At 69.6% G+C, this 24,584-nt stretch carries 15 protein-coding genes; 10 read left to right on the top strand and 5 right to left on the bottom strand.

What is annotated here, in order from left to right; all coding sequences use genetic code 11:
* Window positions 1–156 precede the first annotated feature (156 nt).
* The 8 genes from P1P75_RS04660 to P1P75_RS04625 all read left to right on the top strand — a co-directional run bounded on the left by P1P75_RS04660 (window position 157) and on the right by P1P75_RS04625 (window position 14,993).
* Window positions 157–3,519 carry a discoidin domain-containing protein gene (locus P1P75_RS04660; RefSeq protein WP_319252113.1) on the top strand — a complete coding sequence of 1,121 codons (3,363 nt, stop codon included), beginning with the start codon at window positions 157–159 and terminating at the stop codon, window positions 3,517–3,519.
* 575 nt (window positions 3,520–4,094) lie between these two features.
* The gene (locus P1P75_RS04655; RefSeq protein ID WP_319252111.1) at window positions 4,095–5,114 is read left to right on the top strand and encodes a LacI family DNA-binding transcriptional regulator; all 1,020 of its coding nucleotides are present in this window, start codon (window positions 4,095–4,097) and stop codon (window positions 5,112–5,114) included.
* Between the two features lie 340 nt (window positions 5,115–5,454).
* Window positions 5,455–6,753, top strand: a complete 1,299-nt coding sequence (locus P1P75_RS04650; RefSeq protein ID WP_319252109.1) for an extracellular solute-binding protein — start codon at window positions 5,455–5,457, stop codon at window positions 6,751–6,753.
* Window positions 6,754–6,805: 52 nt separating this feature from the next.
* Window positions 6,806–7,690 carry a sugar ABC transporter permease gene (locus P1P75_RS04645; RefSeq protein ID WP_319252107.1) on the top strand — a complete coding sequence of 295 codons (885 nt, stop codon included), beginning with the start codon at window positions 6,806–6,808 and terminating at the stop codon, window positions 7,688–7,690.
* Between the two features lie 6 nt (window positions 7,691–7,696).
* Window positions 7,697–8,593, top strand: a complete 897-nt coding sequence (locus P1P75_RS04640) for a carbohydrate ABC transporter permease (protein WP_319252105.1) — start codon at window positions 7,697–7,699, stop codon at window positions 8,591–8,593.
* Window positions 8,590–11,205: a family 78 glycoside hydrolase catalytic domain gene (locus P1P75_RS04635; RefSeq protein WP_319252103.1), complete on the top strand. Its 2,616-nt coding sequence runs from the start codon at window positions 8,590–8,592 to the stop codon at window positions 11,203–11,205. Before P1P75_RS04640 ends, P1P75_RS04635 begins: the two co-directional genes overlap by 4 nt.
* A 58-nt stretch (window positions 11,206–11,263) precedes the next feature.
* On the top strand, window positions 11,264–12,697 hold the full coding sequence (locus P1P75_RS04630; protein ID WP_319252101.1) for a family 43 glycosylhydrolase: 1,434 nt from the start codon (window positions 11,264–11,266) through the stop codon (window positions 12,695–12,697).
* Between the two features lie 931 nt (window positions 12,698–13,628).
* The gene (locus P1P75_RS04625; RefSeq protein WP_319252099.1) at window positions 13,629–14,993 is read left to right on the top strand and encodes a condensation domain-containing protein; all 1,365 of its coding nucleotides are present in this window, start codon (window positions 13,629–13,631) and stop codon (window positions 14,991–14,993) included.
* Between the two features lie 85 nt (window positions 14,994–15,078).
* On the opposite strand, the gene P1P75_RS04620 is transcribed toward P1P75_RS04625, so the two are convergent.
* The gene (locus P1P75_RS04620; RefSeq protein WP_319252097.1) at window positions 15,079–15,468 is read right to left on the bottom strand and encodes a hypothetical protein; all 390 of its coding nucleotides are present in this window, start codon (window positions 15,466–15,468) and stop codon (window positions 15,079–15,081) included.
* A 565-nt stretch (window positions 15,469–16,033) separates the two neighbouring features.
* On the opposite strand from P1P75_RS04620, the gene P1P75_RS04615 reads away from it, so the two are divergent.
* The gene (locus P1P75_RS04615; protein ID WP_266452204.1) at window positions 16,034–16,270 is read left to right on the top strand and encodes an acyl carrier protein; all 237 of its coding nucleotides are present in this window, start codon (window positions 16,034–16,036) and stop codon (window positions 16,268–16,270) included.
* A gap of 493 nt (window positions 16,271–16,763) precedes the next feature.
* On the opposite strand, the gene P1P75_RS04610 is transcribed toward P1P75_RS04615, so the two are convergent.
* From P1P75_RS04610 to P1P75_RS04600, 3 genes are all read right to left on the bottom strand, one after another.
* Window positions 16,764–19,817, bottom strand: coding sequence for an AMP-binding protein (locus tag P1P75_RS04610; protein ID WP_319252094.1), 3,054 nt, complete (start codon window positions 19,815–19,817; stop codon window positions 16,764–16,766).
* Between the two features lie 824 nt (window positions 19,818–20,641).
* Complete coding sequence (locus P1P75_RS04605; RefSeq protein WP_319252092.1) at window positions 20,642–21,934, bottom strand: MFS transporter; 1,293 nt, start codon at window positions 21,932–21,934, stop codon at window positions 20,642–20,644.
* 251 nt (window positions 21,935–22,185) lie between these two features.
* Window positions 22,186–22,326 carry a hypothetical protein gene (locus tag P1P75_RS04600; RefSeq protein ID WP_319252090.1) on the bottom strand — a complete coding sequence of 47 codons (141 nt, stop codon included), beginning with the start codon at window positions 22,324–22,326 and terminating at the stop codon, window positions 22,186–22,188.
* A gap of 325 nt (window positions 22,327–22,651) precedes the next feature.
* Between P1P75_RS04600 and P1P75_RS04595 the strand changes: the two genes are divergently transcribed.
* Window positions 22,652–22,957, top strand: a complete 306-nt coding sequence (locus P1P75_RS04595) for a phosphopantetheine-binding protein (RefSeq protein WP_319252088.1) — start codon at window positions 22,652–22,654, stop codon at window positions 22,955–22,957.
* A gap of 141 nt (window positions 22,958–23,098) precedes the next feature.
* Here P1P75_RS04595 and P1P75_RS04590 read toward each other — a convergent pair whose 3' ends face one another.
* Complete coding sequence (locus P1P75_RS04590; RefSeq protein ID WP_319252086.1) at window positions 23,099–24,400, bottom strand: condensation domain-containing protein; 1,302 nt, start codon at window positions 24,398–24,400, stop codon at window positions 23,099–23,101.
* Between the last annotated feature and the right edge of the window lie 184 nt (window positions 24,401–24,584).

Raw genomic sequence — 24,584 nt, 5'->3', positions numbered from 1 at the left:
ATGACCATTGACAGGGCGCCGCGAACAGGACAAAGATCTCGCCTGCAAACACGTGAATGAAACGTTTCAACGCTTCGGAACCAATCATTCCACTGCTCTCGACCGCGGCGTGCCGACGTGTTTGCTGCCCTCTCCGCACATCTCTAGGAGCCCGCGATGCACGATGTAACGCGCCGGTCCGCCCTGCGCTCGGCCATAGCCGTGGCCCTGGCCCCCACCCTGGGTTCCCTGATCGTTCCCGGGCTCGCGCCTGCGGCGTCCGCGGCGGTCTCGTGGACCGCGAAGTGGATCTGGGCGCCGTCCAGTTCGGCGAACCAGTGGGTGGCCTTCCGCAGATCGTTCACCCTGGGTTCCGCGCCCTCCAAGGCCGTCACCCAGATCGCGGCCGACTCCAAGTACTGGCTGTGGGTCAACGGCACCCTTGTCGTCTTCGAGGGCGGCCTCAAGCGCGGCCCGAACCGTACGGACACCTACTACGACGAGATCGACCTCGCCCCGTACCTGACCAGCGGCACCAACACGGTGGCACTGCTGGTCACGTACTTCGGCAAGCAGGGCTTCTCGCACAGCAGCAGCGGCAAGGGCGGTCTGCTGTTCCAGTCCGACATCGAGACCAGTTCCACCACCACCCGGCTGGTCAGCGACACCGGCTGGAAACACAAGGTCCATCCGGGCTACGCGAACAACACCAGCGGCACCCAGGTCAACTTCCGGCTGCCGGAATCGAACGTCTACTACGACGCCCGCAACGCCACCGCCATGGCCAACTGGCAGTCCGCCGGCTTCGACGACAGCGCCTGGAGCGTGCCCACCGACTTCGGCGCCGCCGGCGCCGCTCCCTGGAACGGCCTCGTCGAACGGCCGATCCCGCAGATCCGCTACTCCGGCCTGAAGTCCTACACCAACGCCGCCTCACTCCCGGCCACCGGCCAGGGCTCCACCGCCATCTCGGCCACCCTGCCCTCCAACATCCAGGTCACCCCGTACCTGAAGGTCGACGCCCCGGCCGGCGCCGTGATCGGCATCCAGACCGACCACTACGACGACGGCAAGGGCCTGGTCGGCATCGACCAGAAGACCATCTTCAACGTCCGCGCCACCTACGTCTGCACCGGCGGGGTCCAGGAGTTCGAGGCGCTGGCATGGATGAGCGGCACCGCCGTGCGGTACACCATCCCCGCGGGCGTGACCATCGTGGACCTCAAGTACCGGGAGTCCGGCTACGACACCGACTTCGACGGGTCGTTCACCAGCAACGACGCCTTCCTCGACACCGTGTGGACCAAGGCCGCCCGCACCATGTACGTCAACATGCGCGACAACTACATGGACTGCCCCACCCGCGAACGCGCCCAGTGGTGGGGCGACGTGGTCAACCAGCTGAAAGAAGGCTTCTACACCTTCGACACCAACTCCCACGCCCTGGGCAAGAAGGCCATCTCGCAGCTGGCCTCCTGGCAGGAGTCCGGGGGCGTGCTGTACTCCCCGATGCCCTCGACGATCTGGACCGGCGAACTGCCCAACCAGATGCTCGCCTCCATCTGGTCGTTCTGGACGTTCCACCTCTACACCGGCGACACGAGCACCGTCACCGCCGCCTACCCGGCGGTCAAGAAGTACCTCAACCTGTGGGGGCTGGGCAGCGACGGCCTGGTGGCCCACCGCACCGGGGACTGGGACTGGCAGGACTGGGGCACCAACATCGACGCCCGCGTCCTGAACAACTGCTGGTACTACCTTGCCCTGGACACCGCCGCCAAGCTCGCGGCCCTCAGCGGCAACACCGGCGACGTCGCCGGCTGGCAGGCCCAGCGCACCAGCATCAAGGCCAACTTCGACACCCTGCTGTGGAACTCCACCAAGAACGAGTACCGCTCGCCCGCCTACACCGGCGACACCGACGACCGGGCAAACGCCCTCCCGGTCGTCGCGGGCCTGGCCGCCCCCAGCCACTACCCGGCGATCACCAACGTGCTGCGCACCCACCTCAACGCCAGCCCCTACACGGAGTTCTACGTCCTGGAAGCGCTGTACCTGATGGGCGCGGCCACCGTCGCCGAGGAACGGATACGCAACCGCTACGCCGCCCAGGCCGCCGACCCCGCCTGCCACACCCTGTGGGAGGTATGGGTCAAGTCGCAAGGCACCGACAACCACGCCTGGAACGGCGCCCCGCTGTACGCCCTGTCCGCCTATGCCGCGGGTGTGCGCCCCACCACGGCGGGCTGGGAGACCTACGAGGTGACCCCGCAGACCGGCACCCTCACGAAGATCAACACGGTGACGCCGACCGTCAACGGTGACATCCGCTTCGGCATCACCCGCGACGGCACCCAGGCGACCCTCACCCTCACCTCCCCGAGCGGCACGACCGCTCGGGTGGGCGTGCCGACCTACGGCGGCTCCCAGCCCGTGATCAAGGCGAACGGCACGACGGTCTTCACCGGTGGCTCTTCCACAGGCGGCGTCAGCGGTCTGAGCCATGACGGCAAGGATTCCTCGTACGTCTACTTCAAGGTCCAGCCGGGCACCTGGACGTTCACTGCGACGGGCACCGGCCGCCTCGACAACCTGGCCCTGGGCCGACCGGTGACCAGCAACAACAGCCTGGAGAACACCAGCTGGGGCAGGAACCGGCTCACCGACGGCAAGCTCACCAGCGTGAGCGGCGCCCGGGGCTACACCAGCAACGACTTCGCCTCCGCCGACGTCGCCGCGAACCCCGTCTGGGTGGAGATCGACCTCGGCGCCGACACCGACCTCGATGCCGTACGCCTCTTCCCCCGCACCGACACGTCCGCGGCGGGCGGGGGCACGGCGGGCTTCCCCGCCGACTTCACCATCCAGACCCGCTCCGACGGATCCACCACCTACACCACCGCCCGCACCGTCACCGGCCAGGCCAACCCCGACGGCAAGGTCCAGACGTACGGCTTCAAGACCACCACCGCCCGCCACGTCCGCCTCCAGGCCACCAGGCTCGGGGCGCCCGCGTCCGACGAGTCCACCAAGTTCCGTCTGCAACTCGCCGAACTCACCGTCCCGACTGCCGCGACGACTGTCACGGCCAACTACACGCTGGAGAACGGCGACTGGGGCAAGACCCGGATCCTGGACGGCACCACCACCAGCGTCACCGGCGCCAAGGGCTTCACCAGCATCGACTTCCCCGCCGCCGACGTCAGCGCCACACCCGTATGGATCGAGATCGACCTCGGCGCCGACCGGTCCATCGGCTCCGTCACCCTCCACCCGCGCACCGACGCCAGCGGAGCCGGCGGCGGCTCGGCGAACTTCCCCGCCGACTTCACCATCCAGACCCGCCCCGACGGATCCACCACCTACACCACCGCCCGCACCGTCACCGGACAGTCCAACCCCAGCGGAGCCGCCCAGACCTACAACCTCACCTCCACCACCGGCCGCTACCTGCGCCTGACCGCAACCGAACTCGGCACCCCCGCCTCCGACGAGAGCACCAAATTCCGCCTGCAGCTGGCCGAGATCGGCATCAAGTAAGAAGCCGCACGGCCACCTCGCCGCCCTGGCATACACCCACGTGCCGGGGCGGCCGGCCCCCGCGAACAGCAGATCCGGTGTCTTCAGCGGCCGTACGCGATCAACGAGTGTTCGACCGTGGCACCGGTTGGTTCCGGGAGCATCGCGGACAGGACCGTAGGCGTGTCACGCACCGAGACAGGCCGCAACCTGCAGCGTGATTGATGCGCTGCAATCCGGTCGGCGAAGGAGACTCACGCACCCCCTGCGGTCTGTCACGTTTCGGTGCATCGGTTTCTGATCAGCTGTGCTTCCGTTTTCTGTCCGCCCGTGCCGGTCGGTTACCCTGATCGGCGGGCGCTCGCCGGGGGCCACGGCGGTGTGTGCTGTGAACGGCAGTTCTCGACGGCCCCATCCGCCCTCGTAGGGCTGGACGCATGGGCTTGGAGCGTTTCAACGCGGGTCATGTATTCTGCGGTTTGTCCGCGACAGCCTGGTCACTGAGTGCCTGGCGGTCGCGGGTCGAACGAGACCGGAGGTCGAGGAGCGCTGTGGCAACCGCCCGTCCGCGAGTACAGGGGCATGCCGGTCCGAGCATGCAGGACGTCGCTGACGCCGCGGGCGTCTCGGTCGGCACCGTCTCCAACGTCCTGAACCATCCGGCGAAGGTGAGCCCCGCGACGGCCGAGCGGGTCCGTGAAGCCATCGGCCGTCTGGGTTTCGTGCGCAACGACGCCGCCCGGTCGCTGGTGTCGGGATCGACCAACAGCGTCGGCATGGTGCTCGCCGACATCGAGAACTCCCTGTTCATCGACATGGCGCACGGTGCGCAGGACGCCGCACGCGCGGTCGGCCAGAACCTGCTGCTCGCGAACACGGCGTGCGACATGACGCTGCAGGACGACTACCTGGACCTCTTCGACGAGTCCCGGGTCACCGGCGTGCTGCTGGCTCCGATGGAGGATTCCTCGGCCGGCATCGCCCGCATCCGTTCGCACGGGCGCCAGGTCGTGCTCCTCAACTACGCTCCGAAACCGGGCACCTGTTGTTCGGTGCTGGTCAACAACGAGCACGTCGGATATCTGGCGGCCCGCCATCTCATCGACACCGGGCGCACGCGACTGGCCTATGTGGTGGCGCACGACGACTACCAGCCCGTGCGCGACAGACGCAGGGGGGTGCGTGCGGCGGTCGAGGAGGCGGGAGGCGGCGTCAGCCTGGAGGAGATCGACAGCGTCGGCCTGACCGCGTCCCACGGACATGTGGTCGGGCAAAATCTCGCGCGACGGGCACCCGGTGAGCTGCCGGACGGCCTGATCGCTGTCACCGATGAGCTGGCCAACGCCATCATCCATGAGCTGCACACCGTGGCGGGGATCCGGGTGCCCGACCAGATCGCGGTCGTCGGCTGCGAGAACAACCGCACGGCCGGCACCGCGGCGGTGCCACTGACCGCGGTGGACATGCCGGGCCGGATGATGGGGCAGGAAGCGATCCGGCTGCTGATGGACGAAGTGGCTTCGGACGGCCGGCACCGGCATGCCACCGTCGTACTGGAGCCCGAACTGATCGTCCGCGCCAGCGCACCGAACCGATCATCCGCGCCGGCGCACTGAGAGGCCGCGCCAAGCGCTCCGCCGGCAGTGCCGCGATGTGCTGTCGGCCCTGCGCGCCACCATCGTGACCGGGCGGGCAGTTCCCCGCTCCTTCAGGGCGCTGCCCAACCCAGCGGACTTCGCCCGACCTGTGCACCCGTCCGCCTCCGATCGCGTGCCTGCTGACCTGCAGTTCGGCACCTCGCGCCCGGGGCAGCCCCCGCCTGCCGACCTTCCCGACGCCCGCAGATGCGGTTCGGAAACATCCCCGACAGATCCTTGACACACGCAGATACGAGCCATAGGTTCCCGGCATCCCTCCATTGAAGCGTTTCAACGCACCGCGCGCCGAGGAGCACCTGTGCACAACACCCTCAGAACCCGCCCTATCGCCCTCCTGGCGACCGCTGCCACCACGAGCCTGCTGCTGAGCGCCTGCGGCGGCGGAAGCGCCTCGGGCGGCGACGTGGAGGCGTTCACCCTCACCATCAACGATGACAACCACATCGTGCAGCAGGAGCTCACCGCCCTGGGCAAGGGCTCGTGTGCGTCGCAGAACAAGGCTCTGCCGCTGAAGATCCAGACGCTGCCGATCGGCAACGTCGACCAGAAGGTGCAGCTTCTCGCCGGTCAGAACGCCCTGCCGGTGCAGTTCGCGGCGGGCGGCACACCGCAGCTCACCAAGACCCTGGACAAGGCCGGGCAGGTCCTCGACCTGGAGAAGACGCTCAAGGACCTCGGCGTCTGGAACGACATCCAGCCGGCCGCCGTCAAGACCGTCGAGAACCTGTACGGCAAGTTCAACGTGATGCCCTACCAGTTCAACATCGAGGGCATCTGGTACAACAAGACGCTCTTCGCCGACCACGGCATCGCTGTCCCGACCACGTACGACCAGTTGGTCGCTGCGGCGGCGAAGCTCAAGGGCGCCGGTGTCACCGCGTTCTCCGCCGACGGCAAGGACGGCTGGCCCCTCACCCGTCTGATCAGCGGCTACATCTACCGTGAACTCGGCCCGGACGCCCTGCAGGCGGTGGCGGACGGCAAGGCCAAGCTGACGGACCCCGCCTACGTGAAGGCCGCCCAGGCCATCGCCGACCTGGGCAAGGCGGGCTACTTCGGCAAGGGCGTCGGGTCGATCGACTACGACACCGCAGCGCAGCAGTTCCTGACCGGCAAGGCCGCGATGTACTACATGGGCAGCTGGGCGCTCGGCGACTTCAATGACAAGACCAAGAACAAGATCGGTGCGGACAACGTCGGCTTCATGCCGTTCCCGGCCGTCGCCGGCGGCAAGGGCAGCGCGGACCAGATCCCGGCCAACGTCGGTCTCCCGGTCGCCGTCTCCGCGAAGTCCTACAACGCCAAGGTCGGCGACTGGCTCTCCTGCATCACCAAGAACTACGGCGCGGCCTCGCTGAAGGACCAGGGCACGGTCTCCGGGTTCAAGCCGAACGGCGACACCGGCACACTGCCTGCGCTCACCCAGACCGTCCAGGACACCATCACCAAGACCAAGACCAGCACCCTGTGGTTCGAGGCGCTCTTCACCACGAAGGCGACGGAGACCAGCCAGACGAACGCCGCACCGCTCGTCAACGGGTCCATCTCGGCCAAGGACTTCATGCAGAAGATCCAGGCGGACCTCGACAACGGCTGACCGCTCCCGCACCACCGTGATCTGCACCAACCCCCTTCGTGAAAGAGCCGACATGCGTTCCGTTCTGGGAGACCGCCGCGCCATCGCCGTCCTGCTGGGCCCGGCGCTGCTGGTGTACACCCTGGTCATGCTGGTACCGATGGGCTGGTCCCTCGGCTACACCTTCTTCAAGGGCAACGTCATCGAGGGCTTCACCTTCGGGGGGCTCGGCAACTTCGACAAGCTCTGGCACGACCCGCAGGCGCACTCAGCGCTGTGGTTCACCTTCAAGTACGCGATCGCGGTCACGGCCGGGCAGGTCATCTGCGGGTACCTGCTCGCCCTGCTCTACGTGTTCGTCCTGCGCAAGTCGTCCGCGGTCGTCCGTACCCTGGTGTTCTTCCCGGTGATCCTTCCGACGGTCGCTGTGGCCCTGATGTTCCAGAAGCTCTTCGCCGTCGCGCCGCAGAACGGCCTGGCCAACGTCGCTCTCGAAGGGCTCGGCATCCACCACGGCGACTGGTTCGCCGGCGCGGGCGGCTCCTTCATCGTCCTGGTCGTCATGGACGTATGGCGCTCCATGGGCTTCTACGGCGTCCTCATCTTCGCGGGGCTCCTCGACATCCCCGACGAGACGCTGGAGTCGGCACGGATGGACGGCGCCACCGGATGGCGGCTGATCCGGCACATCGTCCTGCCGCTGTCCGCACCCGTTCTGTTGTCCTCGGTCGTGTTCAGCATCAACGGCACCCTCAAGGTCTTCGACTCGGTCCTCGCCCTGACCAACGGCGGACCGGGCAGCGACACGACGCCCCTGACCCTCTACATGTTCCGCACGGCGTTCTCCTACGGCGACTACGGCTACGGCAGCACCATCGCCTCGCTGCTCACCGTCGTCTGCCTCGGCGTCACCCTCATCGTCTTCCGCTTCTCGCGCCGCGACCCGAGCAAGGGCTGAACCTCCATGACCGACTCCATGACGGCACCGCCGCGGAGGCTTCTGCCCAGCTCACGCCCGGCCACCGTCCGAAAGCCCGGGTCCGTCCGTCGCCTGACACGGCACCTGCTGGTCGCCCTGCTGGTGGTCGTCGAAGTGACGCCCCTGCTGTGGCTGCTCCTCAGCTCCTTCAAGACCCAGTCCGAGTTCGTGAACGACCCGGCCTGGTCGCTGCCGGGGAAGTGGGACTTCCAGAACTACGCCGACGCGTGGACGAGCGGGAACGTCGGCCTCTACATCAGCAACAGCCTCCTGGCCACCGTGCCCTCACTCGCGCTCATCATCGTCCTCGGCACAGCCGCGGGCTTCGCCCTGGAAGTGATGATCTGGCGCGGACGCCACCAGGTGCTCCTGGTCTTCCTGCTGGGCATCATGGTGCCCAGCCAGATGATCCTGCTGCCCCTGTTCCGCGTGTACTTCCAGAGCGGTCTCTCCGGCACGATGTGGCCGCTGATCATCACCTACACCGCGGTCGGCCTCCCGCTCACCGTCTTCATGATGGCCACCTACTTCCGGGCCGTCCCGCGCGAGATCTTCGAAGCCGCCACCCTCGACGGGGCGAACATGCTCACCGCGTTCTGGCGGATCGGATTCCCCGTCGTCCGCAACGCCGTCTTCACGGTCGCGCTGGTGCAGTTCTTCTTCATCTGGAACGACCTGCTCGTCTCGCTCACCTTCACCACCGACGACAGCCTGCGCACCGTCCAGGTGGGACTGCTCAACTTCACCGGTCAGTACGGAGAGACGGCCTACGGACCGCTGTTCGCCGCGATCAGCATCAACGTCGTCGGCGCCTTGATGCTCTACCTGCTGATCAACCAGCGCATCATCAAGGGCCTGACCGCCGGCGCGGTGAAGGGATGAGCGACGAGCGGATACCCGCGGTGGCCGTCCCGACCGCGGAACATCACCGGGAGCCGTTCGGCATCGGCGAGTCGTCGCCCCGGATCTCCTGGAAGACCACAGCACCCGCCGGCTGGACGCAGCAGGCCTACCAGATCGAGGCCACCCGCGCCGACGGGACGTACCGTACTGAATGGCTGACCTCCCCGGACTCCGTGCTCGTCCCCTGGGCCCTGCGGCGGCTGACGTCCCGGGAAGCCTGCGAGGTCCGGGTGCGGGTCCGCGGAACCGACCAGGCGGCCAGCGACTGGAGTCGACCGCTGCGGATCGAGACGGGCCTGCTGACTCCGACGGACTGGACGGCCCGCGCGATCTCGCCGCACGAGCCACACCGGCCGGAGAGGCCGGTCGCCGAGCGCCGGCCGCCCCTGCTGCGCAAGGAGTTCACCGTGGCCGCGGACGTCGAACGCGCACGGCTGTACGTCACCGCCCACGGCCTGTACGAGATCGAGATCAACGGCCGACGCGTCGGCGACCACGCCCTCGCGCCCGGCTGGACCAGCTACCACCACCGGCTGCGCTACCAGACCCACGACGTCACCGACCACCTGCGCGCCGGTGTCAACGCCCTCGGCGCGTGGCTGGCCGACGGCTGGTACCGAGGGCGGCTGGGCTTCGGCGGCGGCCACGCCGACCTCTACGGCGACCGGGTCGCGCTCCTCGCCCAACTGGAGATCGTCCACCGCGACGGAACCGTCACCGTCGTCGGCACCGACACCTCCTGGCGCGCCGGCCAGGGCTCCATTCTTTCCTCGGGACTGCTCGACGGCGAGACCTACGACGCGCGCGAGGAACTGCCCGGCTGGTCGAGTCCCGGGTTCGACGACGGCGCCTGGTCGCCGGTGGACCTCGTCGACCGGGACCCGGCGACTCTGGTCGCACCCGCCGGCCCCCCGGTGCGCTGCACGCAGGAGATCACACCTGTCCTGGTGACCGCTCTCGATGGGGACCGGCTCCTGGTGGACTTCGGGCAGAACCTCGTCGGCAGGGTCCGTATCACCGTGTCCGGTCCGGCCGGGCACACCGTCGTCATCCGCCACGCCGAGGTGCTCCAGGACGGGGAGCTGTGCGTGCGCCCCCTGCGCGACGCCGTGTCCACCGACCGGTACACCCTGCGGGGCGGCGCACCCGAGACCTGGGAGCCACGCTTCACCCTCCACGGATTCCGGTACGCCGAGATCACCGGCTGGCGCGGCGGCGGCTTCCCGGGCCGCGACATCGTCGCCCGCGTCCACCACACCGACATGGCCCGCACCGGCTGGTTCGAGTGCTCCGACGAGCAGGTCAACCGCCTGCACGAGAACGTGGTGTGGAGCCTGCGCGGCAACTTCGTCGACCTGCCCACCGACTGCCCGCAACGTGACGAACGGCTCGGCTGGACCGGTGACATCCAGGTCTTCGCCCCCACGGCCGCCTTCCTGTACGACTGCCACGGCATGCTTGCCTCCTGGCTGCGCGACGTCGCCGTGGAACAGCACGACGACGGGACCGTCCCCTGGTACGTCCCCTCGATCCCGGGGGGTGAGCAGTGGACCCCCGCCAGACCGGGCGCCGGCTGGGGCGACGTCGTGGCACTCACTCCGTGGGACCTCTACCGGGCCTCGGGCGACACCGATCTGCTCGCCGCCCAGTACGAGAGCGCACGGCGATGGGTCGACCTCATCACCGAACTCGCCGACGAGTCGGGACTGTGGAGTCGCGGCTACCAACTCGGCGACTGGCTCGACCCGTTCGCACCCCCCGAGGACCCCAGCGCCGGCCGCACCGACCGCCACCTCATCGCCACGGCCTACTACGCCTCGTCGCTGCGGCATGTGGCATGGACAGCCGACATCCTGGGACGTGAGGACGACCGGGACCGCTACGGGGAACTCGCGCGACGCGTCCAGCAGGCGTTCGCCGACGCGTACGTGCTGCCCGGCGGCCTGATGACCAGCGACACCCAGACCGCCTACGCCGTCGCCCTGCAGTTCGACCTCCTCCCCGATGCGGCAGCCCGGGCCGCCGCCGGACGGCGCCTGGCCGAACTGGTCGCGGCGGGCGGCCACACCATCCAGACCGGATTCATCGGAACGCCGCTGGTGGCACCCGCGCTGAGCGCCACGCACCATGACGACACCGCCTACGCCCTGCTGCTCCAGCAGGAGTGCCCCTCGTGGCTGTACGCACTCAAACACGACGCCACGACCGTCTGGGAACGCTGGGACAGCATGCTGCCCGACGGCACCGTCAATCCCGGCGAGATGACCTCGTTCAACCACTACGCCCTCGGCGCCATCGCCCAGTGGCTGCACAGCACGGTCGCCGGGATCGACGCGAGTACGCCGGGCTACCGCGACATCGTCTTCCGGCCACGACCGGGCGGCGGCCTCACCTGGGCGAGCGCCGCCCACGAGTCGCCGTACGGGCGCGTGGCGATCCGGTGGGAGCTCCAGCATTCGGAACTCACCGTCGAAACGACCGTGCCCACGGGGGCCACCGGACGGATCCAGTGGCCCGACGGAGGCGTGAGCACCCTGCCGACCGGGACCACCACCACCCGACGACCGCACCCAGGCTCCGACTCACACTGACCCGCCCCATGATCCCGCCCGGTTCACCCAACACCGCAGCGAAACAAAGGAGTCTCGCATGAGCAGCCATCACGCCGCCGACGGGTCCCGCCCCGGAACACGCAGACGTCGTCAGCGCTCCGTCCTCGCCACGATCGTCGTCACCCTCCTGACCGTTCTCGGCTTGATCACCGCATCCCCCGCACAGGCACTCAGCGGTGATCTCCGCATGCACGACCCCAGCGTCATCAAGGTGGGCGGCTGCTACTACGGCTTCTCCACCGGATTCGAGAACGACCCGCTCAACCCCAGCGGATCCATCACCCTCCGCAAAGCGTGCGGCGGTACCGCGGCCTCCGGTTGGACCAAGGTCGGCAACGTCTGGTCGTCGACCCCGTCCTGGATCACCGCCAAGCTCGGTTCGACCCCGCCGAACATCTGGGCCCCCGACATCAAGTACTTCAACGGCAAGTACCACCTGTACTACGCCGGATCCCGCTGGGGCACCAACTACGCCGTGATGGGCCTCGCCACCGCCACCAACATCGAGGGCCCCTGGACCGACCAGGGCATGGTCACGGACGTCAACTACCCGATCGACCCCAACGTCGACTGGGGACCGGACGGCCGGCTGTACATCTCCTGGGGATCCTGGACCGGCAGCGGCACGTACATGCACGTCCTGGACCAGACGACGGGCAAGCTGTCCACCACCGACAACAACCTGTGGCACATCGCCATCGGCATCGAGAACCCGACGATCATCCTCAACGGCGGCTACTACTACCTCTTCGGCTCCAAGGGCACCTGCTGCAGCGGCGTCAACAGCACCTACTACACCGTCGTCGGCCGCTCCAGCAGCATCACCGGGCCCTACCTGGACCAGAACGGCACCGACATGGCCTCCGGTGGCGGTACCACCGTCCTGACCGGCGCCTACCCCAGAGTGGCCGCCGGTGGCGCCGACGCCTACGACGACGGCACGTCCAGGTTCCTCGCCTACCACTACTACGACGGCGACAACGCCGGGCGGGAAACCCTCGACATCCGCCAGGTGACCTTCGCGGCCGGCTGGCCGGTCATCGCCAGTCCGCTCGGAGCCGCGAACAACCACCTGCTGAACCGCAACAGCGCCAAGTGCGCGGACGTCTGGTCCCTGAGCACGGCGGACGGGGCGGCGGTGAACTCCGGGAACTGCAACTCCGGGGCCAACCAGCAGTGGGTGCCCACCGCGGTGGGCTCCACCTACGAACTGGTCAATGTCAACAGCGGGAAGTGTCTGCAGATCTCCGGCGCCTCCACGGCCGACGGTGCGGTGGCCGTCCAGTCGACGTGCACCGGGGCCTCGCATCAGCTGTGGACGAGGACGGCGGTGATCGGCGGCTACGTCACCTTCACCAACGTGCGCAGCGGCAAGTGTCTCGAGGTCGCCGGGGCGTCGACGGCCAACGGCGCGGCCCTGGACCAGGCGACGTGCACCGCCGGCGCGAACCAGCAGTGGATGGTCGTCTGACGCGCAGGGCAACCGCCGACCGGCGGTGACTCCGGGCCGGCCGTACACCTCGGCCTGCCCGGAGTCGACACCTGCGCGATCACTGACCGCCGCGTCGCGCCACGGGCCCAAAGGGCCAGGATGCGCTGCCGTTCGCGGGTGGGGAGCGGGGCCAGGTGGTCCGGTCGTGACCCGACGTCCGCTGGAAACGGGGCGACTTCGTCAGTCCGTCCGACAGTCACGGCAGGCTGAGTGTGCCGACACGGCGGAAGCGTTGGACCCGCGCCTGCCCTCGCCGTTCACTCCGGACGGCAGCCGCCCGACGGGCCCCTTGAGGATCTTCAGGGCGGGGAAGACGTGGCCGGCCGCCGGCGGAGCGGCGGCGCTGAGGTGTAGACGGACCCGGCCAACACCGCGAGGACGACAGCTTCCTCCTCGAGGAGCTCGTCCGCCAGGGACTGCCGGCACGGCGCGCACCGGTCCATCACGCGCCGATCAGCGCCGACGCGGTCCACATGTCCGGCGCCGTCTGCGCACCCCACCGCTTGGAGCCGGCCGGCTGGAGGTCCGCGGCCGACGGGCCGCTGCTGTGCTGATGGAGGGTGCCGGCGTCGGCGGAGGCGAACGCAGCCCCTCTGGCCCGGCTCGTCTTCCTCGCCCGGCTCTTGCGCGCCCGCGCGTCGAGGTCCCTACCCGCGCCAGCCGCACCGCGGCGGGCCGCGGGGCTTCGTCGATGAAGCGCCGCAGATGGGCGGCGACGATGGCGTCCTTGCGGGAGCCCGCGCAGCCGGGCCGCGCGCTTGCAGCGCTTCTTGTGTCTGGTTGTGGTCATCGGTGGCTCAGAGTGCGTTCGACGCGACCGGTACGGCACGACGCATCGATCATCGCCGTTGATTTTCACATCGGGCCGTTGCTAGGTTCGAGGCGGATTCTGAGAGACGGGGTGCCATAGATGCACGAGTTGACTTTCCAGAGTCACCGTGGCGATGCCGGACCGACGACTTGGGGTCAGCGAGAGCAGTGGGAAACGGTCCTCGCCAACCGACCGCACGACCACCGATTCAATGAACCATTCCTCTACAGCTTGCCGCGCAGCTTGCCCCTCACCAAAGTGTTGACGTCCTTGGGTGCGCTCGTCGAGCGACACGAAGGACTACGAACGGCGTTCCTCCCCGACGGTGATGGCGACGGCTCGCTGCGTCAGGCGGTGGTGAGGGAGGGCTCTGTGCGGGTGCCCGTGGTCAAGGCCGGTACGCGGTCGGGCCTGGCCGAGGCCCGGGAGTTGATGTGCGAGGCGTCGTCACGCGGCTTCGTCGCCGGTCCGGAGTTTCACGCCAGGCTGGCGCTGGTCGTTCAGCACGGCCGGCCCAGATGGCTCACTGGCGCACTGTCGCATCTCGTCATCGATCGCACGTCCATGCGCATTCTCGAGCGCGACTTCCGCGCACTGCTCGATGGAACCGACTCGCGACGCCTTCCCCTGATCGCCCATCAACCACTGGACCAGGCCGCCGAAGAGCAGTCGCCGCAGGGACAGGCGCGCCTGGAGACGACGCTGCGCCGATGGCGATCCGGCTTCGAGAGCGCGCCCCGATCGCTCTTCCGGACCACCGTGGACAACTCTCCGGAGCCCGGATTCCCGGCCGTCGAGCTGTATGCCAAGGGATTGGGGACGCGCGCGCAGTCGATCGCGACCAAGCTGAATGTCAGGCCTTCCGCCGTCTTCGTGGCCGCCGGCGCCGCTGCCCTGGCCTGGGTGCAGCGCCTCGACCGGTTCGGCATGATCCTGACGTGCTCCAACCGGAAGGACCCCCGTACCAAGGACCACGTCGGTCCCCTGGCCCAGCAGGGACTGGTACCGGTGGAAACGGGCACGTCGTTCTACGACATGGTGACCCGCATCTGGCCCGCACTCCTGTTGACGTACCGGACGAGCAGCTACGACCTGTCGGCGCTCGACGCGATGTTCCCGGACGTGACCGAGGAGTGTGGCACCTCCGTGGACCACTTCGTCAATTTCATGGGCTACGACGAACCTCTGCCGTACGACCGCAGGGTCGCCCGGCTCGCGGACGGTGAGTCGGTCTGCGAGACGGTCGCGCCGGTGCCGTCGACGAGGCTGCGGTTCGGTCTGTTCCTGGATTCGGACGGAGACACCGTACGGGGCCGTATGTTCGGCAATGGACGCTATGTCGACGCCGAGACGATGCACGCCGTCCTGTGCGGGGTCAACGACCTGTTGTTGACCGCCGCGAACGGCGATGTCGACTGGCCCGTGGATGCCGCGTTCACCCGGTTCACGCGTGGCCGTGGCTAGCGCCGGCGAGGATTGACCGGCCTCCGCCGAGCCGACGCTGTCCGGTGGCCAGTTGCTCGGCCGCGGCCTTCTGGCAGCGGGCGGTTCAGGCGTCAGGGTCGACTTCGGGGTGCGTGAACCGCACGGGCTTGGCCAGCGACCGGGCGTAGGCGATTTCGGCTCGGGTGCTGTCTCCGATGTAGTCGCCGACTACGAGCACCTCGTCGGCGAGCCGGATCTTCGCCCGGTGCAGATCGTCGAGGCGAACCTTCAGCTGCTCGGCCTCGACCGGATCGGACCAGAGTTCGTGCGGCGACTTCATGTCACAGCCCGGTTTGACGACAATCCGTCCGGCTCTGGTCTCCCGCAGATCGGCCTCGGTCATCTCGGTCATGAAGCGGGTGGAGCCGCAGATCACGACGATACGCGGGAGGTTCAGCTGCTTCTTCGCCTCGGCGAGCTTCTCCTCGGGGGTGAACAGTTGCGGGTAGGACACCGGTTCCTCCTGGCGGTGTGGTCCAAGGGGTGCCTGCGCGGACGAGAACGCGGGCGTCCGAGATCGTTGTGCGACGAGCACCGTGGACACCCTCGCGACGGCACTCTATGCGACGAGCGACGACCCCCTGAAGGAGTAGCCCGAGCTGGCGCCGTGGCGCCCGGGACGTCAGCTTCGAGGTGCCCGCCGGTTCGTACGGTCGCGTTTGTCGGGCCCACCGGATCGGGCAGGCCGGATCGGGCAGGCCAACGATCGTCGCGCTTGCCCGGGCGTATGTCGCGGATCCGGATCTCCTCGTCCTGGACGAGGGGATGAGCGTCGTGGAAGCGGCCACCGAGGTGTGGCTCCAGCGAGCCCTCGACAGGGTCTCCCCTCCCCCACCGGACGCTCGACGGTCGCCGTCGCGCGTCGGCTCTCCAACGCCCAGGCTGCCGGGGGACGTTGTAGTGTTCGACGCCGGACGCGTCGTCCACCGGGGGACGCACGAACAACTCGTCGGCGTACACGACTTGGTGGACGCCCGACTCCATCATGCTTGCCTGCAAGAGACGGAGAGTTGGTCACGATGAACGTGGAACCGAGCCTCACCGAGCGGCGGCTGATCGACGAGGTGATCGCACCACTGCTCGGCTTCGCGCCGACCGAGCTGGACCGCGACCTGACGGAACTCGGCGTGGACAGCCTCAAGATCCTGCACATCCTGGACGAGGCCGAGACGCTGTTCGCGGTGGAGTTCGCACCCGCGGACCTCAGGACGAATCTCAGCGTGGCCGGCATCTGCGCGGTCATCGACCGCAGTTAGCGACCACGGCGGCGGGGCTCGCGTGGAGGCGGCGGCCGGCGGGCCGGCTCGCCGGTTCCTTCGACCTGATCCATCTGCCGCACAGGGCCGACGGAACCAGCGGCCCACCACTTCGTTCCCGGCGGGCCGCCGACCCCGCAGTCGTTCCCGGTTGCGCTACTGCCGCACCGGTACGGCTGCAACGGCGGTCGGATGCTGTCGTCGTGGTCGGCCGCCGAGCCGGCCTGTGCTGTGCCGCCGCACGCGGCCTGCTTCCTGGTCGCGTGCCCGCGCCGCAACCGGGAACCTCGGCCGACCCTCAGCGCCCTGGCGCCGCATCCCGATCACGCGCAGTTGTCCTCGGCTCGGTCATCGCCGCGGTCGGCGGGCGGGCGGGCGGATCGTCGACGTGATGGCCGAGGAGACGCGGGCCCCGGCACCCTTGCTACCGTACCCGGCCCCGGTTGGCCGCCGAACCGCAGAAGGACGCGACCCCTTTTGAGGGACAGCGAGCTCATCGGGGTTCCGCCGTGGTGGGGCCTGCGAGGAGTGCGGACCAGCCAGTGAGCAGCGAGTCCACCGTGCCGGGGGCATAGAGGCCCTCGTCGAAGGCGACGTCGATGCCGGCGTGCCCGAGTGGACTCGTCCACGGTGTGACAGCGAGGGGGAACTGGAGGGCGTTCGCGTGGACATGGCGCAGGACGCAGCGGACGCCACCGAGGTCGACCTCCCGCGTCTCCCTGTCGTCGAACCCGAACGTGACCGCGAGCCGGGCTCGTTCGGGGAGGGCGTCGCTCACCTCGCCCGCGGAAATCTGCCGGTGGGTGAGGGCGGTCGCCAGCGCCTCACGCGTGCCGGCCACGGTGTCCGACACCGTGGCGCCGGGCTTCAACAGCAGCGGCAGCAGCCCCAGGTGGCAGCCGACGAGGGGTGAAACGCCCGGCGTGCGGCGGGTCGTCACGACGCCGACGACGAACGTGTCAGGTGCCCCGGCCGCCTGCGCGGCGTGCGCGAAGGAACCCAGCATCCTGGCGAAGGACGTCCCTTCGGACGTGTTGTGCCGCGCGTCCAGCAGGGCGGGCGGGACGTCGAGCCGACGCCGTACGACCTGTCCGGACGGGCTCGCGTCCTCGCGCTGGAGCCAGGTGAGGTGGTCCGAGGTCACGCCGGAGAGCGTTCTCCTCCAATGGTCGAGCGTGACGGCGTCGGCGGGGCGCAGCCAGGCGTCGGGCCTGATCGTTTCCTCGGGTGCCTCGGCGCCGGGGTCGCCGTACCAGCGTGCCAGGTCGTCGACGACCGTCTGCACTCCGGGCACGTCCACGGCGTGCTGGTGGAACACGAGGACCAGCCGGTCGCGCTCCTCCTGCCGCAGCAGGGCCGCCCGGACCGGCAGGTCCTCCCCGAGGTCGAACGGGCGGTCCACGAAAGCCCGTTCCGTGGCGGCGGCCTCCTGTGGTCCGACGCCGTGGATCTCCAGGTGGGCGTGGCGGTCGTCCAGGGTGTGGACGAGGATGCGGTCGTTGCGGCGGCGCAGGACCGAGCGCAGGGCGGGATGCCGGGCGACGGTCCGCTCCAGGGCATGGCGCACCCGGCCCGGGTCGAGGGCACCCTGCGCATCGAGGACGACGGCCACGTTGTAGGCGGCGGGTTCGTCCAGCCAGTAGTCGGCCAGCCAGATCTCCTGCTGGACGGGAGAGGCCGGGATCTCCTCGGCGGCGTCCGGCGGGTGGGGCGGGTGCGGCAGTTCGGGTGCGGCGTCGGCGAACCAGTCACCGGCCCGCAGATCCGCGGCCAGTTGCTCCACGGTCGCTCCGGCGAGCACGCGGTCGATGCCGGGTGTGGCACCGAACTCCCGCGCCAGTTCGGTCATCAGACTCATCCCCTGCAGCGATCCGCCGCCGAGCGTGAGGAGGGAGTCGGTGGCGTCCGCGCCGGCCACGCCCAGCACGCGCGCCAGGCGGGCCGCGATCCGCGCCTCGTCGCCCGTGAGGGACGGCAGCGGCCGTCCGTGGTCCGGACCGGAGGCGGCATCGAGCGCCAGCCGCCTGCGGTCGACCTTCCCGGTGCTGGTGCGCGGGAGGCGGCCGGTCAGGACGACCCGGCTCGGCACGACGGCGGCGGGCAGCCGTTCGGCGAGGCGGGCACGGAGCGCGACCGGGTCCACGGCGGCACCAGGCGCCGGTGCCGCGAACAGGATCATGGTGCGGGGCGCGCCGGGGGTGTCGACAGCGACGGCGGCCACCTCGGCGAGCTCCGCTGCCTGTCCGGCCAGGACCTCGATCTCGCCGGGTTCCACCCGGTGCCCGCTGATCTTCACCTGGTCGTCCCCGCGCCCGCGCAGGACCAGCCGGCCGTCCTCGATCACGCCGATGTCCCCGGTGCGGTAGCCCCAGGGCTCGTCCAGCGCCTCGATCGGGCCGAAGCCGGTGCGCGGTGCGGTCCCGTTCGGCCGGAGATAGCCGAGGCCGACCGGTACGCCGGCCACGCACACCTCCCCCTCCTCGCCGAGGGGGACGATCTCGCCGCCGGCACCGAGCAGGGCGACGACGCAGTTGTCGATGGCGGGCCCGGCCGGCGGAATCCGCGGCCACCGGGCCGGGTCGCCGAAGAACTCGGACTCCGTCACCACGTGGGTCTCCGTGGGACCGTACTGGTTCGCCAGCCGCAGCGTCGGAGAGGCGCCGCGGACGAGGCGCTCCAGTGCTTCGGTGACGTGCGGCTGCTCGCCCGCGGTGTTGATCTCGGTCAGGGCCGGCAGCCGCACCGCTTTGTGCTGCGCCCACTCGGCGAAGGGCCGCAGCGCGGCGAACGGCAGGAACAGACGCCCGATGCGCTGTTCGCCGCAGAAACGGACCAGGTACTCGACGTCGGCCCTGCGCCGTTCTTCGACCACCACCAGCTCGCCGCCGGTGCAGAGCGTCCCCAGGACCTCCGTGAACCAGACGTCGAAGCTGACCCGGGAGAACTGGGTGCTGCGGCTGCCGACGGTGACGTTCGACGTCCGGCACAGCCAGGAGACGAAGTTGGAGAGCGTGCGGTACGGGATCCTCGCGCCCTTGGGCTCTCCCGTCGAGCCCGAGGTGAACAGGACGTACGAGGGGTCCTCGGGGCCGGGCGCCGGTGTGTCCTGCGGCGGGGGTCCGGCCTCCTCGACCCGGCCGATGTCGACCGCCTCGGCCCCGGCGAAGGGGGCATCCCCGTCGGCCACGAGCACGCCGGCCGCGCTGGCGGCCAGTGCCGCAGCGGACCGCTCGGGCGGATGGTGCACGTCGAGCGGTACGTACGAGGCTCCCAGCCGCAGCACCGCGAGAAGGGCGGCCACGGCGTCGGCCCCGCGCTCCAGATGCACGGCGACCGCCGTTCCGGGGCGGACTCCCCTACGGTGCAGGCGGCCCGCCAGCTCCTCGGACCGATCCCGCAGCACTCGGTAGGTGGTCACCTCGCCGCCCTCGCGGACGGCCGGCCGGTCCGGGTGCCGTTGCGCGGTGCGGCCGAAGACGCCGTACAGATCATCGGGGAAGGGACGAACTTCCCCGGCCAGTACGGATAATTCCTCACCCAGTGCCATTGCGCCCTCCCCCATTGACGCGGTCAGATGCTGCCACAGCCCCGAGGCGGAAGGCAACGAGCGAAATCCGTCTGCCGGCGGGTGTCGGCGGCTGCGTGAGCCGTCGGAAGGTTCACAGCAACAGCCTGAGGATTCCGCGGTGTTGAGGATACGGATGCAGTGCGGACCACCGGATCGTCGGCCGGTGTGGTGCCGCCCCGCACCACGCGCCTCCGGTCGAGCGCGACCGGAGGTGTACCCCGCCTCGAGGACCACCCACCCACGGGCAGGGGCCCTCGGCCACCGCAGACGAGCCGTACACGACAGTCGAGAACGCCTCCGCGCACGCGGCCCACGAGTTCGCGTGGGCGGTCAGCTCCATCGCCACCGAGCACTACGGCAGCCCCCTGCACACCCGCATTCAAGGGACGCGGCTGGACCGTCGAGATCCGGTCCGGCTCTCCGCTGTGGGCCACCACCCATGACGTCCCCGACGAGCGGCCGGCCCGAGCCACCGGTTCCCGCCGCCCAGCCGGGCACGAGCGGCTCCCTTCAACTCACCGATGGGGCAAGGCGCGAGTCACGGTTCAGCGGCACCGACACATGCGGGAGTGGGCAGCGCACACGCTGCCCACTCCTGCCTCGTGATCTGCTCCCCCTGCCCGGCGCACGCCGGCAAGCGGCGCGTAGGTGACGTCGCTCAGACCTTGGAAGGCCGCCGCCCGCGGCCCCTTGGCCGAGCCCTGCGCCCGTGCCGCAGCGGCCGGCAACCGCTCCATGTGCTCCCTGGACGTGGCGTGTGGCGGTCCATCGACCCGGTTCACGCACCCCGCCCCCCACCCCTTTCAGTGAGCCGTCGAGGTCTCCCGAGACTCCTGAGCGACAACGCCGCTGTCCGCGTCCTCCCCCGCTCGTGGCGCGGACCGGCGGATCTGCGGCAGCGTGAGCATCACCGCCGCACTCGCCACGGTCCACACCGCGCCGAACCACAACAACGGTGTGGCGCCGAACTCCGCTGCGGCCGGGGCAGCCCACCAGTAGCCCACGGTCATGGAGAGCACGCTCGCCACACCGTCGTACGCGCTGACGCGGGACATCGCCTCGGACGGCACATCGGCCTGGAGGCTGCTCGTCCAGAGGATGTGCAGCAGGGCAAAGCCGGCGCCGGACAGCAGCGAGCCCACGACGAGGACGTACACGGGTGCGCGCAGGGCGAGAAGGGCGGCGAAGGCGCCCAGGCCGAACGTGCAGAACACCGACGCCAGCAGCGGTCTGCGGAATCGCACGCGCATTCCCACCAGCCCGCCGAGGAGGGAGCCGACGCCCTGCGCGGCCATGACGGTGCCCCATTGGGCGGCGCCGTTCTCCTTGCCGCCGACGAAGGCGATACCGAGCACCATCACCGGCCCCAGGACGAAGGTGCACGCCAGCGAGGTGTAGGCGAGGAGGGACCACAACCACGTGCGGGAACTGAACTCCCGCCAGCCATGCCGCAGTTGCTCCGTGAAGCTCTCACCCTCGCGAACGGCGTTCTTGGCGGACGAGGTACGCACTCCGGCCAGGAACAGCGCGCTGGCCAGGAAGGTGCCGGCGTCGATGGCGATGACCCAGGCCGGATCGGTCCACACCACGAGTGCGCCGCAGACGGCGGGTCCGAGCAGCGAACCGATCGAATTGAGCGTGGAACCAAGGGCGTTGGCCTCTTGGAGTCGGTCTTCGGGGACGACCTCCGGGACGAACCCGTGGAAGGCCGGGTGGAAGAAGGCGGCGGCGACGGAGAGTACCGCAGCGAACGCCACGAAGCCGCCCAGCGGCATGCCCACGGTCAACAGGATGACGACCACGGTGATTTCGATGGCCGCGCGGACGAGGTCGCTGCCGATCATGGTGATCCGGCGGCCCCACCGGTCCGCGAGCACACCGCCGGCCAGCAGGAAGATGATGAGGGGCGCGGTCTGCGCGCCGAGCACCAGGCCCACCCCGCTCGCCCCGCCGCCGTGCTCCAGCACCGCGAAGGACAGGGCGATGGGCATCATGCTGCTGCCCAGGACCGAAGCGGCCTGCGCGGCGAACAACCGTCGTAGGTTGCGCTCGCGCAGCAGGTCCAGTGGGAGTCGAGCCGCCAGACCCTTGGTCATCGCACGCCCCCCGTCGGGTCCGTTCCCGGACCACCTGCGTGACTCATCCGTCCACTCCTCCCTCGGCCCGCCCGGCGCGACAGCGCCACACACTGCCGTGTACATGTCGATCACACGCCGGACAGAGTACGTGAGTCGGATCAGGCGTTCAGCGGCTCCACGAGGAATTCTCATTCCACCGGCTTCCCGCCCTGCCCGGTACGGCAGTTGGCGGACCTGACCCCAACCTTGAGACGCGGGTGATCACTCAACTACGCTCCTGCTGTCACGGACACCTTCTCCTTGCGTCGATCCTCGTGGACGGCTGCTGGGTCGAACCGGCCGCGGTGCAGGTGCTGCTCGCACAGGCCCTCTCGCCCCGGTCCGTCGAGTTCCTCCTCGAATTCCGGCACCACCGGCAGTCCCCGTCTGACGGCCTACCTGGTCCCCGGACAGTCGCGGCGGCCATCCGGTCCGCCGGAGGTACACCGGCTGCTGCTTGCCGCCCTGCCCGGGCACAGGTTCGTCATGACGCCGCACCGGCACGTGGTCTGCGCGACAGGGCCCCGACACGCCCGCCACGGTGGCGGAGTGGCGCCGCTGCGACGTCCGCGCGGAGGGCACGGGCCGGGAGTGTGACCCAACCCCGCAACGCCCGGACAGGAGGTACGCGCCACGGTCGCACCGCACCGGGGCAAAACCGCGAAGGGGGTGAACCGGCTGCGCTATGTTCACCCCATGGCGGATGTGGACACCTCGGCGACGCAGCAAAGTCCGAACGGACTCGACGGACTCGCGGCGTCCCTCGCACAGGCATGGCACGACGTGCTCGGCTTCCTCCCGGAGGAGGACTCGGACTTCTACGACGCCGGAGGTACCTCGATGGACGCGGCCAGGATCGCCTCGCTGGCCGCGGAGTCCGCCCCCGACATCGAGGACTTGGACGTCACGCTGATGACCGCGCTCCTCAACGAGGCGCGCTTCGGGGACGTACGACGACTGGGTCTGGAGTCGATCGACCGCACCCGTGGCTCGTCGGCCTGACCGGGCGAGGCGGCGGGCCGGGTGGGCTGACGGGCCGGGTGGGCTGACAGGCGAGGCTGACGAGGCTGACGAGGCTGACGAGGCTGACGAGGCTGACGAGGCTGACGAGGCGAAGGCTGGCAGGCCGGGCGGGCCGTCCGGTCAGTCCCGGCCGGTTGCCAGGTCGGTCAGCAGGTCGGCCGCGAAGTGTTGGCACCACTCCTCGCCGAAGCACCTGCGGTCGTAGGTGAGGACCAACTGGGGTTGGGCGCCGGACAGGTTCAGCTCCACGTCCAGCTGGGACGGGCGGACAACCGGCCCGGCGCCTTCCTCGTCCTGTCCTTCGCCCTGATCGTCCGCCTCCAGGCCGAAGGGGGTGAAGGCGAGCCCCGCCACGGAACTCAGCCAGGAGTCGTCGGTCACGCTCACGCTCAGCGGAGCCAGGTCGTCGCGCGCCACGCCCATCGTGTCGGTGAGCAGATCGACGATCTCCTCGAACTCCACTCCCTGGTGGGCCATTCCCTCACGCAGCCCCCGCCGCACCTGGGCGAGTACCCCATCGCCACCGAGCGGAGCCGAGGGGCCGACGCGGACGAGGACGGCCTGGGCGAGCGGACCCACCGCGTCGGAGTTCATGCGGTTCGCGGACATGGTGGCCAGGACCAGGTCTGCGGCACCGGAGCGTTCCAGTACCCGGCGCGCAACCGCGGCGGTGACGAACACCGTGGGTGTGCAGCGCGCGTCGCGGGCGTTCGCGCGCAGGAGTCCGCTCAGGTCGGGGTCGAGGGGGATGCGCAGTTCGGCACCGTCCGGCAGCCAGTCCGGCTCCGGCCGCCGCTCCCCGATCCACGGCGTGGGGAACCCGGACAGTTCGGTGCGCCAGAACTCCCAGTCGCGGGGCCTGCGATGCTCGCGCGAGGCCAGGATCTCCGAGTACCGGTCGGCCGGTGCCGGCGGCTCGGCGGGGCCGCGCAGATAGGCATCCTGGAGGTCCGTCACCACTTGGTGCAGGGAGAACAGGTCCATCACGAGCCGGTGGAAGGTGAGGAGCAGGACGGCGCTGTCGCCGCCGAGGACGGTCAGGGTGGCGCGCGCCAGGGGCTCGCCGGCGAGGGGGAAGATCTCCGCGTGGGCCGCGGCCGCCGCTCGGCGTATCTCGGCGAGGTGCTCGGCCCGGTCGGCAGACAGGTCCGGGCGGTGCAGGACGCGCGGTTCGTGGTGCTCGGCCGGCCCGAGGATCAGCGTTTCACCGTCCGCACGGAAGCCCGTGTCGAGTAGTTCATGGCGCCGAAAGACGGTGCTGACGGCACGAGAAAGCCCTTTCTCGTCGAGCATTCCATCAAGGCGGAGCGCAATACCGGTATGCAGCAGCGCGCTTCCTCGAACAAGGCGTTCCACTTCCCAGAGCCGTTGCTGTTGCCGGCTCAACTCCGTGGCGTACGCACTTCCACTCCGCTGGTCCATGTGCTCCGTCGCCCAAAGGTGCGCCGAGTGCCGCACGGGATATCGTGACTCTCCCCGTGCGGCACTCGTCGGTGGTTTTACTTGGCCTCGGCGGCGGCCTGGCGGCGCAGCTGCTCGAGGTTGATCAGGGCGAGGCTTACGGAGTTGACCTTGGTCATCTCGACTTCCCATCTTTTAGGAGGGT

This window comes from Streptomyces sp. ID05-39B (assembly GCF_033794725.1).
Taxonomy (GTDB): domain Bacteria; phylum Actinomycetota; class Actinomycetes; order Streptomycetales; family Streptomycetaceae; genus Streptomyces; species Streptomyces bobili.
Note: the sequence above shows the minus strand (reverse complement) of the source record. Positions and strands in the feature narration are given on the sequence as shown.

Bases quoted from the DNA above. Each gene is read 5' to 3' on its own strand.
- P1P75_RS04660 (WP_319252113.1), top strand. From the start codon at position 157: ATGCACGATGTAACGCGCCGGTCCGCCCTGCGCTCGGCCATAGCCGTG.
- P1P75_RS04655 (WP_319252111.1), top strand. From the start codon at position 4,095: ATGCAGGACGTCGCTGACGCCGCGGGCGTCTCGGTCGGCACCGTCTCC.
- P1P75_RS04645 (WP_319252107.1), top strand. From the start codon at position 6,806: ATGCGTTCCGTTCTGGGAGACCGCCGCGCCATCGCCGTCCTGCTGGGC.
- P1P75_RS04640 (WP_319252105.1), top strand. From the start codon at position 7,697: ATGACCGACTCCATGACGGCACCGCCGCGGAGGCTTCTGCCCAGCTCA.
- P1P75_RS04635 (WP_319252103.1), top strand. From the start codon at position 8,590: ATGAGCGACGAGCGGATACCCGCGGTGGCCGTCCCGACCGCGGAACAT.
- P1P75_RS04630 (WP_319252101.1), top strand. From the start codon at position 11,264: ATGAGCAGCCATCACGCCGCCGACGGGTCCCGCCCCGGAACACGCAGA.
- P1P75_RS04625 (WP_319252099.1), top strand. From the start codon at position 13,629: ATGCACGAGTTGACTTTCCAGAGTCACCGTGGCGATGCCGGACCGACG.
- P1P75_RS04615 (WP_266452204.1), top strand. From the start codon at position 16,034: ATGAACGTGGAACCGAGCCTCACCGAGCGGCGGCTGATCGACGAGGTG.
- P1P75_RS04610 (WP_319252094.1), bottom strand. From the start codon at position 19,817: ATGGCACTGGGTGAGGAATTATCCGTACTGGCCGGGGAAGTTCGTCCC.
- P1P75_RS04605 (WP_319252092.1), bottom strand. From the start codon at position 21,934: ATGACCAAGGGTCTGGCGGCTCGACTCCCACTGGACCTGCTGCGCGAG.
- P1P75_RS04595 (WP_319252088.1), top strand. From the start codon at position 22,652: ATGGCGGATGTGGACACCTCGGCGACGCAGCAAAGTCCGAACGGACTC.
- P1P75_RS04590 (WP_319252086.1), bottom strand. From the start codon at position 24,400: ATGGACCAGCGGAGTGGAAGTGCGTACGCCACGGAGTTGAGCCGGCAA.